Below are 14,112 nucleotides of genomic sequence, written 5' to 3'. Positions count from 1 at the left end.
CGAGGCAACGGAGCGGGTCGTGAGCGTGCACATCGAACGTCAAGCTGCCGTCCGCTGCCTTGCGCGGTTTCTGCAGCAGCCTGTTCGACAAGCGGGGGTGAGGGACTTCCGGGTTGCCCAGCCTTCCATGGGTATTGAGATGTAATTTCCGGGCAATCGATGTTGCGCCAGATTGGCTAGCGGTGTTCCTGTTTCAGGACCGCAGGTGGGGGATGAACATGCGGCCGTGGCTTTCAAATATCCTGGCGTCGCTTTCGCCGTTGGGTCTCGCACTTGGCTTTGCATTCTTCGCCGCGTCGCTGACGCCGAGCCTGATGCCGCGCAGCTTCATCGTTCAAGGGGCGCTGTCGGGGGTGTCGGCCGGCGTCGGGTATTTGTTCGGCGTGGTGATTGCCTGGCTCTGGAACTACATGGAGCTGCCGGCCCCGCGAACAGGGCGCTTCCTCAGAGTTGTGGTCTGGGTTGTCGGTGTGGCGGTTGCCATCGGCTTTCTCTGGCAGGCGGCGGGCTGGCAGAATTCGATCCGCGAATTGTGGCACATGGACCCGGTGGAAAGCGCGGAGCCGTACAAGCTTGCCGGCATCGCTGCGGTCGTCTTCTTTATCGCGGTTCTCGTCGGGCGAGTGTTCCGGCTGACGTGCCTGGCGATTTCCGGCTGGCTGGCGCGCTTCGTGCCGCGGCGGGTCTCGAACGTGATCGGCGGGCTGATCGCAATCGCGCTGTTCTGGTCGGTCGTCGACGGCGTGCTGCTGCGCGCGGCAATGCATGTCGCCGACTCCTCGTTCCAGAAGGTCGATGCGCTTCTGGAACCAGACGTGCCAGTGCCGGCCGAATCCGGCAGGACCGGCAGTCCGGCGTCGCTGGTCACCTGGGACGGGTTGGGACGGCAGGGACGGAACTTCGTTGCTTCGGGGCCAACGGCCTCCGACATCGGCAAATTCTGGAATGCAACGGCGAAGGACCCGATCCGCGTCTATGTCGGGCTGAACAACGCGGAGACCATCGAGCAACGAGCCAGTCTTGCTCTGGAGGAAATGAAGCGGCAGGGGGCGTTCGACCGGTCGCTGCTTGTGATCATCGTTCCGACCGGGACGGGCTGGGTCGATCCCGCGGCCATGGATCCATTCGAATATCTGCATCGCGGCGATGTCGCGAGCGTTGCGTTGCAGTATTCCTATTTGACAAGCTGGTTATCACTGCTGGTCGAGCCCGAATACGGCGCGGAGTCTGCCAAGGCGCTGTTTCACGAGGTTTACGGCTACTGGACGAAACTGCCGCACGACAAGCGACCGAAGCTCTATTTGCATGGCCTCAGCCTCGGCTCGCTGAATTCGCAGCTCTCCGCGGATCTCTTCGACATCGTGGCGGATCCCTATCAGGGCGCGCTCTGGAGCGGGCCTCCCTTCGAGAGCGCGATGTGGCGTAGCGTGACGGCAGGACGGGATCCGCAATCGCCGGCCTGGCTGCCGCGGTTCCGGGATGGCTCGGTCATCCGGTTCACCAACCAGAACAACGAGCTCGACATCCCCGGCGCCGTATGGGGACCGATCCGCATGGTTTACCTGCAATATGCGAGCGACGCCGTGACCTTCTTCGATGCGCATTCGTTCTATCGCGAGCCGGAGTGGATGAGGGTCCCACGCGGGCCGGATGTTTCACCGAGTTTCCGGTGGTTCCCCGCTTTGACGATGCTGCAGCTCCTTGTCGACATGGCCACCGCCACGACATCGCCGATGGGGTACGGCCACGTCTATGCGCCGGAGCATTACATCGATGCATGGATCGCGGTGACAGAGCCGAAGATCGAGCCGGGCCAGGTCACCGAACTCAAGCGGCACTTCCGCGATCTGCAGGCGGATTCTGATAGTCACGACTGACCTGGTGCCATGCATTCCGGCCTGTGGCGGGATTATGCTGTGGGTTAACCATGTTCCTTAGGCTTTCGTTTAGCCTCGCGTATCAGTTTGCGCCGGAGTGGCTGGGAAACCACAGCATTGAGGCTCCAAACAATGACCTATAGCGGCTTGCTCCTTACTGCCATCGTGGCTGGCTTGATCACAATCCTCGCGGTCGGCAGTCGTCCGGCCACGGAGGCAGCGTCCAACTGGCCGCAGATGGACGTGTCAAAAACCGACCGGATCGTGACAGGCAGCGTTCCTCCGCAATAAGTGAGGGGACATCGGATTCCAGATGATGGGATGGCCCAATGTGCTCCAGATCGGCGCGGACGTAAGCCCCGGAACGAGTGTGGCGGATGGGTTTAACACAGTGTTAGCCACCGGAACGTCGGACGCTTTTGCCCCTCCACGGGATGTCCTAAGCGGAAGTCATGGGAGACAAATCATCATCTGATTCGCGGCCATGTCTGGTCGATCTGGTTATCGTCGGCGCGGCCGCCGGACTGCTGGCTTTCCTGCTGCGCGGCGACGATGCCGGTGCGATCGCACCCGTTGCTCTTGGCACGGCACTGTCCTGGTATTTTCTCGGCTTCCCGATCGTAAGGGCAAGAAATCGCCCCCGCTAAATAGTTTTCGGGCGCAAGGGTGCGTTAACCGAGGGCAGGATAAATCGGCAGGGTTATCAAGGCAGTTTTCCCATGGATAGTTCCGGCCAGCGTTACGACGTCATCTGCGATCCGCTAGATATGTGGACCGTATGGGACAATCAGGCCGACGAGCCGGCATCGTTCGGCGGGCAGATGCTTTACGGGCTGACGGAAGGCCACGCCGTTGAGGTCGCGAAGATCATGAACGAGCTCTACGGCCGCGATCGCGGCGCCGATCATGCCTCGCGCAAGCAGCCCGGGACGGGACGATTGCTCAATGCCGGCGGTCATCGGCACTAGAATTCGATCCAGCGACGGTTTTCTAGCCGGGCTGGCACCGCGACGAACTTCCGGTTATCTTCAGGCATCGTAGACTTTGGCAGCGCGATATCGCGTGCACGTCGATCGGGCACGTCCGACTTCGCCGGGGAGGTAGCCGCCGTGGGCACGAAGGAACTCTTCTCGACCGCTGCCGGCCACGCGGCACGTTTCCGGACGGCAGACGATCTCCGCCACCGACCAATGCGAGATTATGCGGCGTCCGTGGATGCCTATGCGGAGGCGTTGCCATCCCGTTCGTCGCCGATGGACGAAGTGCTCGACGAACTGGTTTCCAAGACAGAGCCGGGCCTGCATCTGATGACCGGCTCCCGTTTCTTCGGGTGGGTGATCGGCGGTTCGCACCCGATGGGGGTCGCCGCGGATTTTCTGACAAGCGCCTGGGGCCAGAATGCCGGCAACCACACAGCGTCGCCCTCGGCCGCCGCCGTGGAAACGGTCGCGGCGCAATGGCTTCTCGAACTGCTGGAACTTCCCTCATCCTGCTCGATTGGCTTCGTCACCGGTGCGACGGTCGCGAACTTCACCTGTCTGGCGGCTGCGCGGGGCGAGGTATCGCGCAAGGCCGGCTGGGATGTTGATGCCGCAGGGTTGTTCGGCGCTCCGCCAATCACGGTGCTGATCGGCGACGATGCGCATACGACGGTGTTTTCCGCGCTGCAGTTCCTCGGGCTTGGCCACGATCGGGTCGTGCGGATCCCGGCAGACGACCAGGGCCGGATACTGCCCGCGGCGTTTTCGCAGGCGCTTGCGGATACATCCGGTCCTTGCATTGCCATCTTGCAAGCCGGGCAGATCAACACCGGCGCATCCGACCATTTCCAGACGCTCGTTCCTTTGGCCAAGGCCAAGGGGGCATGGGTGCATATCGACGGCGCGTTCGGTCTTTGGGCGCAGGCCTCGCCGCAGCGGCGTCACCTGACGGCCGGGGTGGCGTTGGCGGATAGCTGGGCGACGGATGGGCACAAATGGCTGCAGACCCCTTATGATTGTGGTTATGCTATTGTTCGGGACGAACTCGCGCATCGGCGGGCCATGACGATTTCCGCGAGTTATCTGCCGCTCGCCAGCGAGGGAGAGCGTGATCCGTCGCTCTACGTACCTGAACTTTCAAGGCGGGCGCGCGGTTTTGCGACCTGGGCGATGATCAAGCATCTTGGCCGCAGCGGTGTGCAGGATCTGGTCGATAGAGCCTGCGAGGCTGCCGCAGCAATGGCGGCAGCGCTTGCGCGGGTGCAGGGCATCGCCGTGATCAATGATGTGGTCCTCAACCAGATCATCGTGCGGTTCGGCAGCGACCTGCCGGCTGAGCAGGCGAATGCGCTGACGAAGCGGACAATTGCCGCCCTCCAACACGAGGGCGCAATCTTCGCCGGTGGTGCGACATGGCGCGGCATGCAGGTCATGCGGCTGTCGGTGATCAATTATCAGACAAATTCCGCCGAGATCGGGAAGGCCGTGGACGCAATTGTCACCACCTATCGTGCGGAACGCCAAGCCACCGAAGAATAACGAGGCGCATTCGAGATGGAGCCATGCCAGCTGCGGTTCGCGCGCCGACGGTATGAATTTGCGTCGTCGCGTGGGGCCAGCGGTCGCGGGGTAAGCTTTCGTTCACCGTTCTTCACTAAATTTCGATTGAAGTTTTTTGATCACTGCGGTTCTTCGGAAGCGATGAGAGTATGGCGTCTGGTTCCATTCTGCGGCGATACGTGCTGCCTGTGCTGCTTTCAACGGCCCTGACAACCTGCTCGACGGATGGGCTTATTCCGCCCGGCGAGGTCGATAGTGGAACCAAGGTCAGTTCGATTTCTCCGCAGCGGCGTGTCCCCGTCACGCAAATGACGATGACAGAGAGCCAGCAGGCCTATCCCGCTCCGGTCAGCGGAGCGGAGGGATCGGCCGATTATCTCGATTCACCCAATCTTGCCGGAACAGGACATTCGCGCGGCGTGACGCGATCGCAGCCGCTGCAATCCGCGTCGGGTGCGCCGACCGGGCGATTGCCGATGATCGACAGCGACGAGGCCATGGCGGGCGCGCAAGGCGCCGCGGGCTCGCTGAGCGGACAACCGCAGACCTGGGGTGGTACGCAGTCGCTTGCGGTGCCGCCCGGTGGCGTCAACATGGACGACGACCTCGGCGCGGAGCCCGTCGTCGGACTTGCGCAGGAACAGCAGCAGCAGATCGCCGAAGGACAGTCCGACCAGCCGGTGGTCGACGGCATTGGCACGGAGAACCCGACGCAGCTCAACAGGGAGCGAATTCCCCAGCCTGCCGCCAAGGCGCAGCTTAGCCGTGCTCCCGTCTGGGGCGACGGCAGCGCGGTCGTGGCGCCTTCGCGCGTTCCTGAAGAGAATGAGGAGCAGGAGGTCGCCATGCTGCGGCCAAGCAATCCTGCCGCGCCGATGACGACGGCGCCGACGGCGCCCGCCGATCCGAGCGTGATGCCGGCGTCGGAGTTGGCCTGCCGCCGCGAGTTGAAGCGGATGGGCGTCGTCTATGCCGACAAGCCCGCAATCTCCCAGGGGCCGGCATGCCAGGTTCCATACCCGATCTCGCTTCAGGGACTTTCCGGCAGTATCGGCGTAAAGCCGGCGGTGACGCTGAACTGCCAGGTGACGCTCGCCTTTGCCAAATGGGTCAAGAACGAATTGGCGCCCTCGGCCCGCTTTCGTTATTGGTCCGGAATCAAGACGATCCAGCCGCTCGGCGGCTACAGCTGCCGTAGGATGAACAACAGTCGTCAGCGCTACAATCCGATGTCCGAACATGCCCGTGGCAATGCGATTGACGTTGGCAAGTTCGTTCTTAAGAGCGGCCGCCAGATCGATGTGCGCAAGAAGGGGCTGTTCTCCTTCCGCGAGGGCCGGCTGTTGCAGGCGGTGCGCAGCGACAGCTGCAAGTATTTCAATACGGTGCTCGGACCGGGAAGCAATCCGGAGCATTGGAATCACTTCCATTTCGATCTCAGGTCGCGCAAGAGCGGCAGGGCCTACTGCGATTGAAAAGGAAACGGCCGGCGCTGGGCCGGCCGAGGTGAACGCAGGCGGGTGGCGGGACCGGCGGCGTTCAAGGCACATGACGACTGGCATGTATGCTGTACTGCCTGTCGAGGCTGCACGAGGAGCGTAACGAGATCGCTCAGGGGCTGCTCCGCGAAGGGCGGTGGAACGGAGAGCACTGCTGCCTCGCCGTTTTTATGCGCCGCGAAGATCACCGCTTGATGACATGCCGGAACGGCCAGATTTATCCACAGCCCCGCACGTTTTTTTCTTGCCCGCCCGCTTTCACGCACTCGAATACTCTGTTCACCCCGATCGGGATGTCAAAACCACTCAAAGCGGTTATATAGCGCGGTGAAACACGCCCTACAGTTCAGAAGAGCCCTTATGGCCCCGATCATTTCCATCCGAAATCTCACCAAGACATATGCAAACGGATTTCAGGCCCTGAAGGGCATCGATCTCGATATCGAAAAGGGCGAAATCCTGGCGCTGCTCGGACCGAACGGCGCCGGCAAGACGACCTTGATCTCGATCGTCTGCGGCATCGCCAATCCGAGTGGCGGCGAGGTGCTGGTCGGCGGCCACGATGTCGTCAAGGATTTTCGCGCGACGCGTTCGATGATCGGCCTGGTGCCGCAGGAGCTTACGACGGATCAGTTCGAGACCGTGTGGAACACCGTGAGCTTTTCGCGCGGGCTGCACGGTAAGAAGGCCAATCCGGCGCACATCGAGAAGGTGCTGCGCGACCTGTCGCTATGGGACAAGAAGGACAACATGCTCCGCCAGCTTTCGGGCGGCATGAAGCGGCGCGTGCTGATTGCCAAGGCGTTGTCGCACGAGCCCGAGATCCTGTTTCTCGACGAACCCACTGCCGGCGTCGACGTGACGCTGCGCAAGGACATGTGGCATGTCGTGGAGAAGCTGAGGCAGTCGGGCGTTACGATCATTCTGACGACGCACTACATCGAAGAGGCAGAAGAGATTGCCGATCGGGTCGGCGTCATCAATGGGGGGCAGCTGCTGCTGGTCGAAGACAAGACCGCGCTGATGGCGAAGCTTGGCCGCAAGCAGCTCATTCTCGATCTGGTGGAACCACTGCGGGCATTGCCGGAGCGCTTTGCCGGAAACGGTCTTTCACTGACGGCCGGCGGCAACCGGCTGGTCTACGATTTCGACGCGCAGAACGAGCAGGAGAGCATCGCGACGCTGCTGACGGGACTAGCCGAGCACAACATTCACTTCAAGGATCTTTCCACGCAGCAGAGTTCGCTGGAAGACATTTTCGTCGCACTCGTGGGAGGATCGAAATGAATTTCGAAGCCGTCAAATCGATTTATCTCTTCGAGATGGCACGCACGCGCCGCACGCTGCTGCAGAGCGTCGTTTCGCCCGTCATCTCGACATCGCTCTATTTCATCGTGTTCGGTGCAGCGATCGGGTCGCGGATCGAACAAGTGGAGGGTGTGTCCTACGGCGCGTTCATCACGCCGGGGCTGATCATGCTGACGCTGCTTGGCCAGTGCGTCAGCAACGGGTCTTTCGGCATCTACTTTCCGAAGTTCACCGGCACGATCTACGAGGTATTGTCGGCGCCGGTAGCCATGAGCGAGATACTGCTTGGCTACGTCGGGGCGGCAGCCACGAAGGGGCTGATGATCGGCGTGATCATCCTGCTGACGGCGACCGTCTTCGTCGATCTCAGGATCGAGCATCCGGCGATGATGGTTCTGTTCTTCCTGCTGACAGCTATTACCTTCAGTCTGTTCGGCTTCATGATCGGCATCTGGGCGACCAACTTCGAGCAATTGAACCTCATCCCTATGCTCGTCGTGCCGCCACTGACCTTCCTGGGGGGCAGCTTCTACTCGATCAATATGCTGCCGCCTTTCTGGCAAGCGGTCAGCCACTTCAATCCGGTGCTCTATCTCGTCAGCGGATTTCGCTGGAGCTTCTTCGGCATTGCCGACGTCAATCCGCTGGTGAGCCTCGGGATGATTTCGGTCTTCCTGGCCATCTGCCTGGGCACGCTGGGCTGGATGTTCAAGACGGGATACAGGCTCCGGAACTGAGCCGGGTCAGCTTTTCTTCTCAGGCAGTGGCAGGCAAGAGATAGCTAGTCGCGCAGCCGCAGTTCATCCGTCTGCATCTGGAGCGAGCCGAGCGTGGAGAGGAAGCTCATGCCGAGCAGGCTCTGGTCGAGCTTGCCGTCCTCGGCGACGCTGGCGGCGACGTTCTTTCGGACAATGGGGCCGATCGCGACCTCTGCAAGAGTCACGGGTGCTGCAAGGGCGCGACCGTTCGCGGTCATGACCGTCATTGTATAGTCGAGGTTTTCGGGGATGAGGCCGACGCGCTTGGCGTCCTCGCTCGACAGTGCCACCATGCTGGCGCCCGTATCGACCAGCATCGCAATGCTCTGGCCGTTCACCGTGACGTAGGCTTCGTAGTGGCCGTTCATGAGCTTGTGCAGGATCACTTCCTTGCCGCCCTCGCTGGTGGTGACAACGACGGCGCGGCCGGGGACGAGCCCGGCGAGGAGACGGTTTCCGACGCCGATCGCCTCGTGTCGGTAAAGGTAAGCAGTCGCAAGCGCGAGGATCAGCACGAGCCAGATCGCCAGATTGCGCATGGTTTCGCCCATACTGACCCGTCTGCCCCAGACCGCTGCCATGAGCATCAGTGCGATCGGAAGCAGGTAGACGATGCGGCCGAAGTCGTCGCTGCGCATGCCGAAGACGCGGTTGCTGTCGCCGCTGAAGATAAGGACGGCGAGGCCCAGCCCCAGAATGGCGAAGGTTATCGTCATGCGATTCATGCGGGCTGCTCCACTGCGGGCGCCATGGCCGCCTGAAGGCGCGACGGCAGCAAGGTCATCAGGCGTCGGCGCTCCTCGTCCGAAAACGAAACCCAGCCAGCGATTTCTGCAAGCGTACGGCCGCACCCCATGCACAGGCGGGTTGCCGGGTCGATGGAGCACACGTTGATGCAGGGTGTTTGCATGGAACTTATATCGAGGTTTCACAAGGCCATGGCAAGGGCACAGAAGACCGCGATCCCGGAAATCTGTTCGGCGGCTCCCAGCGTATCGCCGGTGTGGCCGGCCAGCTTCCGGCGGATGAACCGAGTGAATGCGATGACGGCCATTCCCGCGGCGAGGAGGCCACACACCAGGGGAAACAGGCCGAGGCCCGGCCAGAGCAGCAGCGCGGCCATGAGGCAACCTGAGACGAGTGCCGCCTGCATGGCACCTTCTCCCGGCTGGCCGGCCGCGGCGGCGATGCCGTCGGACTTTGCCGATGGCAGCCTGTGCCAATGCCAGACAAGGGCACTGCGGCTGATGCAGGCGACAGCCGGGATTGCCAGTGCAGCGGCAAGGGGCTGCGCCTCGCGGGCAATCGCTGCAAGCGCGGCTGCCCGAAGCGCGAAGGACAGGATGAGGGCGATCGCGCCGTACGTGCCGATGCGGCTATCCTTCATGATGGCGAGGCTGTGGTCCCTGTCTCGTCCACCTCCCAGGCCATCTGCGCAGTCAGCCAGACCGTCCTCGTGCAACGCGCCGGTCAGCGCGGCCTGGACCGCGAGGGCGGCGAGTGCCGACATCAGCTGGTCGGCCCGTAGGGAAAGCATCACAAGGAAAACAACGGCAGGCAGCAGGCTGATGATGATGCCGGCAAGCGGGAAGGCGCGGGCGGCGTGGGCAAGCTTGCCGTCGAAGCCGGCGAAAGCCGATTGCGGCATCGGAATACGACTGAGAAACGCAACTGCACGCGCAACGTCTGTCGCGTAATTACTGATCTTCATCCTGCGCCCGCCCCAGACCAAATGCAGCGCTTTTGGAGTTGTTCAGCTCCATCGCTGGCTTTATGAGAGTGGCGACGAAAGAAGCTGATTTGCAGCGAAAAGACAAGTTCGCCTGCCAAGACAAGGAAGCCGCATTCATGAGCGTTTCAGGCCTGCCATTCGACGATTTCCGAGCACTGCTGCGCGATCTGCCGGGGCCGGACGCCAAGGCGCTGGTTGCCGCGCGCGAGCGCGACGCGCAGTTGACGAAGCCGCCCGGTGCGCTCGGCCGTCTCGAGGAAATCGCCTTCTGGCTGGCGGCGTGGACCGGCAGGACGCCAGCTGTCAATCGTCCGCTCGTGGCGATCTTCGCAGGCAATCATGGTGTCACGAAGCAGGGGATCACCCCCTTTCCACCGGCGGTGACGCAACAAATGGTCGAGAATTTCGCCGCCGGCGGTGCGGCGATCAACCAGATCTGCGTGGCCTACGACCTCGGGCTGAAGGTTTTCGATCTCGCGCTCGACTTCCCGACTGGCGATATCACCGAGGAACCGGCGCTTTCGGAGCGCGACTGCGCCGCGACCATGGCCTTCGGGATGGAGGCGATCGCAGGCGGCACCGATCTGCTCTGCATCGGCGAAATGGGCATCGGCAACACCACGATCGCGGCTGCGATCAACTATGCGCTCTACGGCGGTAATGCGCGTGACTGGGTCGGCCCAGGCACCGGGTCCCAAGGCGAGATGTTGGAGCGGAAGGTTGCTGCCGTTGAGAAGGCGGTGGCGCTGCACAGCGATCACCTTGACGATCCGCTGGAGATCATGCGCCGTCTCGGCGGGCGCGAGATCGCCGCGATGGCGGGCGCGATCCTTGCTGCACGGGTAGAGCGCATCCCGGTGTTGATCGATGGCTACGTGGCAACCGCTGCTGCTGCAATCCTGCAGGCCGCCAATCCGTCGGCTCTGGATCATTGCCTCATCGGCCATGTCTCCGGCGAACCGGGGCATCTGCGTGCCATCGAGATGCTGGGTAAGACGCCGCTTTTGGCACTTGGCATGCGGCTCGGCGAGGGCACTGGCGCGGCACTTGCCGCGGGGATCGTCAAGGCCGCGGCGGCCTGCCATTCCGGCATGGCGACGTTTGCCCAGGCAGGCGTCAGCAACCAGCACTGAGCCTTCAGCTTTGTGACAGGTTCATGACGGAGTCTTGCGGCGGGCACCGGGAAACGGTATTCGCATTTCCTGATAAACGGCAGCCATGATGCTGCCGTCGGCAAGACAAAGAGGGCGCTCATGAAACCTGCGGTGAACAAACTGACCGGCCTCAGCCATTTCTTCGCTGCCGCCGGTTATTCGCTTGGCGGGTTTCGGCGGCTGATCAGGGAGGCCGCGTTCCGCCAGGAACTGCTGTTTGCTGTGGTTTCCCTGATGCTGCTGGTCGCGGTTGGCGCTACGCTGGCAGAGCTGCTGATAGCCAGCGTGCTCTTCCTCATTCTTTTTGCCGTCGAGGCGTTGAATACGGCGATCGAGGAAGTCATCGATAGGATCTCGCCCGAAATATCCATGGTCGGCAAGCATGCGAAGGACCTCGGTTCGTTCGCGGTCCTTTGTGTCATCGTAGCCTGCGGTGCGTTTCTGATGTTTACGATCGGGAAGCATCTGTTGTTCGTGTGACTATGCAACCGATTTCGTCTTTTGGTTGCGTGCATATTTTATGCATCTTGAAGATGTAAAGCAAAACGGTTACGCTATCCTCCTGCTTAAGGCTGGGGGATGTAATGACGACCTTCGCGGACAGATGGAACCAATATTACAACGAATCGTTTCAAGCGGCCGAGCGTAACAAGCACGCCGTCCTGCTCGTCAAAGTTGGGGCGAGTGCGGCCGGTTCAACACTTGCTTTTGCTGGCCTTGCGCAAACCGATGGTCCGATCGGTGGCTTTGGGGTAGGTGGGCTCATCATGTTCGCGGGGCTCGCTGTCGGTGGCTTGCTAGGGTTCCTCTTCTCGGTCCCCCGTGTTCTGGCGAGAGACAATTCGGCGAGCTTGGCGGGCGCTGCTGGCTCAACGATTGCCGCTGCCAACCCGAAGGCGACGGCGGTGGATTATCAGAGTGCGACGGTGCCAGCGGCCGGCAAGGAGCGGCTTCTGGGTTCCAATACGAATCTGGAACGGATTTCGGAGTGGCTCACGACGATGCTTGTCGGTGTCGGCCTCACCGAAGTTGACTCGCTGGGCGATCGATTTCGCGATTTCAGTGACTTCTTGGCGGAAATGGTGACGATTTCACAAGGACCGCAACCCGCCGGCATTCTGCCAGCGGTGGGACCGTTCCTGCTTATCGCAGGCTTGGTAAGCGGATTCATATTCTTCTACTTGTACACCCGCATCTATCTTTCGCCGCTGTTCCTCTATGTCGAAACGATACTGACTGATCCTGGCGCCGAGCGGCTGAAGGTGGAAGTGACGAACGATTTCAGAGAGGCCGCAATAACGCTGCCACAGGACAATCCGATGATCACCTATGTGTCTCGGGCATCGAGCCTTTCCGTCAACGACAGTCTCAACGTCATCGCCAGTCTGCTCTATCAGACCGATGGCTATCTCAAGGCCATCGAACTGGGCAACAAGCTGGCATCAACTCCCGCGATCAGGCTATCGCGCTATTGGTTCCTGATGGCTGCCGCATACGGCCAGAAGCATCATTATTTGCCGGACAATGCCGCCGCTGATGAGCGCAGGACCGCGCGAGATTCTGTTCTCTATGCCGCACGCAAGGCTGTTGAACTCAGCGAGCCAGCGAAACGGCATCTCAAGGCGTTGACGGATCCCAATGCTATCGACAACGACTTGCAGGACTTCAGGGACGACTCTGACTTCCTGCGGATCGTCGACTAGGCATTACGCGAAACTACGCCGCTTGCGGGAAACGGCGGGTGCATCCTCGATGGCCGGTACTGTCTGCAGCACGCGCTTTGCCGGCAGGATCGCGATGACTTCCGTCCCCTCCCGCAACTTTGATTTCAGAATGAACTGGCCGTCATGCTTGGCGAGGATTGCCTGAACGATCGGCAGGCCGAGGCCGGTGCCTTGCTCGGCGCTTTTGATCGCAATCGAGCCTTGGCCGAAGGCGGAGAGGACAATCGGAATTTCTTCCTCGGGAATGCCGGGGCCGTTGTCCTTGATCGAGATGTACTGGCCGCCGCCGGCTGTCCAACCCACCTTGACGTGAACCTCGCCGCTTTGCGGCGTGAATTTGACCGCGTTGGAAAGCAGGTTGAGGATGACCTGGCGCAACGACTTCTCATCTGCCCAGATGGCAGGCAACTCGAACTCGAACTGCTGGGAAATGGTGATGTTCTTGCCGTGGGCGCGAAGCTGCACCATGCCGATGCAGTCCTCGGAAATATCGAGCAGCGACACCGCTTCCTCGCTCAGTTCGTACTTCCCGGCCTCGATGCGCGAGAGATCGAGGATTTCGTTGATCAGGTTCAGCAGGTGCTCGCCGGAGCGATGGATATCGCTCGTATACTCCTTGTAGGTGGCATTGTTCAGCGGTCCCATCACCTCGGCGGACATCACCTCGGAGAAACCGAGGATGGCGTTGAGCGGGGTTCTGAGTTCATGCGACATCGACGCAAGGAAGCGGGATTTCGCGAGGTTTGCCTCTTCGGCGCGACGTCGGGCCTCGTCGGACATCGACTTTGCCACCTCGAGTTCGGCGATCAGATCATCCTTCTCCGCCTGGAAGGCGAGGATCCTCAGGTTCGATTGGAACAGCCTGTCGCTGATATAATTGAAGAAGATGACGGTCGTGGTGAAGATTGCGGCCAAGCTGACTTCGAGGATGTCGCGGGACAGACCGGCCTTGGCCATAAGCCCAAGAACCACGGGCGCGAAGGCGACGAGCACTGCCGGCTTCAGCATGAAATTCGACATCGCCGTGACGGACAGCGCGATGAACAGCGTAGCGCCCTTGTAGAGCACGAAGCTTGAAGGCTGGCATGAAATGCAGTCCCCCAAGGCAAAGACTGCCCAGCAGCAGCCGATCGTGAATTGGCCGAGCAACAAGACACGACGCCATTGCCGCGTGCTTGCGGCATTGATCTCCTGCTTGCGGGCACGTCGTGCAAGAAACACGTTGGCGGCATGGGCCGTCAGTGTCAGGAGTGCCCAGATGAAGATCTGTGTGTCTTCGGTAAGGTAGACGCCAACGCCGGCGACGATCATGACGAACAGCGGTACGATGGAGGCGCCCTGAAGCACGGCGTTAACGTACATAACCAGCACGTCGCGATCGAAGGCACCGCTCGCGGGGTGGCTCGATTGCAGGCGCTCACGCGTCAACCGAACAGCCTTTGAAACGGGCTTGTTGCGGTGACTGCGTGACTTGTCGACGATGTTCTTATCTGTCGAGGTGCTGACGCCGGTACTCATTG

14 protein-coding genes are annotated in these 14,112 nt (G+C 61.3%); 10 read left to right on the top strand and 4 right to left on the bottom strand.

Annotated features, from left to right (window positions below; all coding sequences use genetic code 11):
* Positions 1-218: 218 nt before the first annotated feature.
* The 7 genes from ASC90_RS11610 (at position 219) to ASC90_RS11580 (ending at position 7,961) form a co-directional block, all read left to right on the top strand.
* Complete coding sequence (locus ASC90_RS11610) at positions 219-1,877, top strand: alpha/beta-hydrolase family protein (RefSeq protein WP_056540264.1); 1,659 nt, start codon at positions 219-221, stop codon at positions 1,875-1,877.
* 452 nt (positions 1,878-2,329) lie between these two features.
* Positions 2,330-2,524 carry a hypothetical protein gene (locus tag ASC90_RS11605; RefSeq protein ID WP_056539926.1) on the top strand — a complete coding sequence of 65 codons (195 nt, stop codon included), beginning with the start codon at positions 2,330-2,332 and terminating at the stop codon, positions 2,522-2,524.
* A 72-nt stretch (positions 2,525-2,596) separates the two neighbouring features.
* A complete protein-coding gene (locus ASC90_RS11600) occupies positions 2,597-2,845 on the top strand; it encodes a hypothetical protein (protein ID WP_056539923.1) in 249 nt (82 codons plus the stop codon).
* A 141-nt stretch (positions 2,846-2,986) separates the two neighbouring features.
* Positions 2,987-4,396: a pyridoxal-dependent decarboxylase gene (locus ASC90_RS11595; RefSeq protein ID WP_056539921.1), complete on the top strand. Its 1,410-nt coding sequence runs from the start codon at positions 2,987-2,989 to the stop codon at positions 4,394-4,396.
* Between the two features lie 170 nt (positions 4,397-4,566).
* Positions 4,567-5,892, top strand: coding sequence for an extensin family protein (locus tag ASC90_RS11590; RefSeq protein WP_056539919.1), 1,326 nt, complete (start codon positions 4,567-4,569; stop codon positions 5,890-5,892).
* Positions 5,893-6,276: 384 nt separating this feature from the next.
* Positions 6,277-7,203, top strand: coding sequence for an ABC transporter ATP-binding protein (locus ASC90_RS11585; protein ID WP_056539916.1), 927 nt, complete (start codon positions 6,277-6,279; stop codon positions 7,201-7,203).
* Complete coding sequence (locus ASC90_RS11580) at positions 7,200-7,961, top strand: ABC transporter permease (protein ID WP_056539913.1); 762 nt, start codon at positions 7,200-7,202, stop codon at positions 7,959-7,961. Before ASC90_RS11585 ends, ASC90_RS11580 begins: the two co-directional genes overlap by 4 nt.
* 44 nt (positions 7,962-8,005) lie before the next feature.
* Here ASC90_RS11580 and ASC90_RS11575 read toward each other — a convergent pair whose 3' ends face one another.
* Genes ASC90_RS11575 through ASC90_RS11565 form a run of 3 tightly spaced genes read right to left on the bottom strand, consistent with a single transcriptional unit; the run spans position 8,006 to position 9,693 of the window.
* Positions 8,006-8,707 (bottom strand): TIGR02281 family clan AA aspartic protease, encoded by a 702-nt coding sequence (locus ASC90_RS11575; RefSeq protein WP_056539909.1) that lies wholly within the window; start codon positions 8,705-8,707, stop codon positions 8,006-8,008.
* Positions 8,704-8,892, bottom strand: a complete 189-nt coding sequence (locus tag ASC90_RS11570) for a DUF1289 domain-containing protein (protein WP_056539907.1) — start codon at positions 8,890-8,892, stop codon at positions 8,704-8,706. Before ASC90_RS11570 ends, ASC90_RS11575 begins: the two co-directional genes overlap by 4 nt.
* 18 nt (positions 8,893-8,910) lie before the next feature.
* Positions 8,911-9,693, bottom strand: a complete 783-nt coding sequence (locus ASC90_RS11565; RefSeq protein WP_056539905.1) for an adenosylcobinamide-GDP ribazoletransferase — start codon at positions 9,691-9,693, stop codon at positions 8,911-8,913.
* A 137-nt stretch (positions 9,694-9,830) separates the two neighbouring features.
* Between ASC90_RS11565 and cobT the strand changes: the two genes are divergently transcribed.
* The 3 genes from cobT (at position 9,831) to ASC90_RS11550 (ending at position 12,571) form a co-directional block, all read left to right on the top strand.
* Positions 9,831-10,847, top strand: coding sequence for a nicotinate-nucleotide--dimethylbenzimidazole phosphoribosyltransferase (gene cobT / locus ASC90_RS11560; RefSeq protein ID WP_056540261.1), 1,017 nt, complete (start codon positions 9,831-9,833; stop codon positions 10,845-10,847).
* A 120-nt stretch (positions 10,848-10,967) separates the two neighbouring features.
* Complete coding sequence (locus ASC90_RS11555; protein WP_056539903.1) at positions 10,968-11,348, top strand: diacylglycerol kinase; 381 nt, start codon at positions 10,968-10,970, stop codon at positions 11,346-11,348.
* Positions 11,349-11,452: 104 nt separating this feature from the next.
* A complete protein-coding gene (locus tag ASC90_RS11550) occupies positions 11,453-12,571 on the top strand; it encodes a hypothetical protein (RefSeq protein ID WP_056539900.1) in 1,119 nt (372 codons plus the stop codon).
* A gap of 3 nt (positions 12,572-12,574) precedes the next feature.
* On the opposite strand, the gene ASC90_RS11545 is transcribed toward ASC90_RS11550, so the two are convergent.
* Positions 12,575-14,110, bottom strand: a complete 1,536-nt coding sequence (locus ASC90_RS11545; RefSeq protein WP_056539897.1) for a HAMP domain-containing sensor histidine kinase — start codon at positions 14,108-14,110, stop codon at positions 12,575-12,577.
* Positions 14,111-14,112: the final 2 nt, after the last annotated feature.

It is taken from the genome of Rhizobium sp. Root1220, assembly GCF_001426265.1.
In the GTDB taxonomy this organism is placed as follows: domain Bacteria; phylum Pseudomonadota; class Alphaproteobacteria; order Rhizobiales; family Rhizobiaceae; genus Rhizobium.
This window is presented reverse-complemented; position numbering and strand designations above follow the sequence as displayed.

Bases quoted from the DNA above. Each gene is read 5' to 3' on its own strand.
- ASC90_RS11565 (WP_056539905.1), bottom strand. From the start codon at position 9,693: ATGAAGATCAGTAATTACGCGACAGACGTTGCGCGTGCAGTTGCGTTT.
- ASC90_RS11550 (WP_056539900.1), top strand. From the start codon at position 11,453: ATGACGACCTTCGCGGACAGATGGAACCAATATTACAACGAATCGTTT.
- ASC90_RS11600 (WP_056539923.1), top strand. From the start codon at position 2,597: ATGGATAGTTCCGGCCAGCGTTACGACGTCATCTGCGATCCGCTAGAT.
- ASC90_RS11580 (WP_056539913.1), top strand. From the start codon at position 7,200: ATGAATTTCGAAGCCGTCAAATCGATTTATCTCTTCGAGATGGCACGC.
- ASC90_RS11605 (WP_056539926.1), top strand. From the start codon at position 2,330: ATGGGAGACAAATCATCATCTGATTCGCGGCCATGTCTGGTCGATCTG.
- ASC90_RS11585 (WP_056539916.1), top strand. From the start codon at position 6,277: ATGGCCCCGATCATTTCCATCCGAAATCTCACCAAGACATATGCAAAC.
- ASC90_RS11570 (WP_056539907.1), bottom strand. From the start codon at position 8,892: ATGCAAACACCCTGCATCAACGTGTGCTCCATCGACCCGGCAACCCGC.
- ASC90_RS11590 (WP_056539919.1), top strand. From the start codon at position 4,567: ATGGCGTCTGGTTCCATTCTGCGGCGATACGTGCTGCCTGTGCTGCTT.
- ASC90_RS11575 (WP_056539909.1), bottom strand. From the start codon at position 8,707: ATGAATCGCATGACGATAACCTTCGCCATTCTGGGGCTGGGCCTCGCC.
- ASC90_RS11555 (WP_056539903.1), top strand. From the start codon at position 10,968: ATGAAACCTGCGGTGAACAAACTGACCGGCCTCAGCCATTTCTTCGCT.
- ASC90_RS11545 (WP_056539897.1), bottom strand. From the start codon at position 14,110: ATGAGTACCGGCGTCAGCACCTCGACAGATAAGAACATCGTCGACAAG.
- ASC90_RS11610 (WP_056540264.1), top strand. From the start codon at position 219: ATGCGGCCGTGGCTTTCAAATATCCTGGCGTCGCTTTCGCCGTTGGGT.
- cobT (WP_056540261.1), top strand. From the start codon at position 9,831: ATGAGCGTTTCAGGCCTGCCATTCGACGATTTCCGAGCACTGCTGCGC.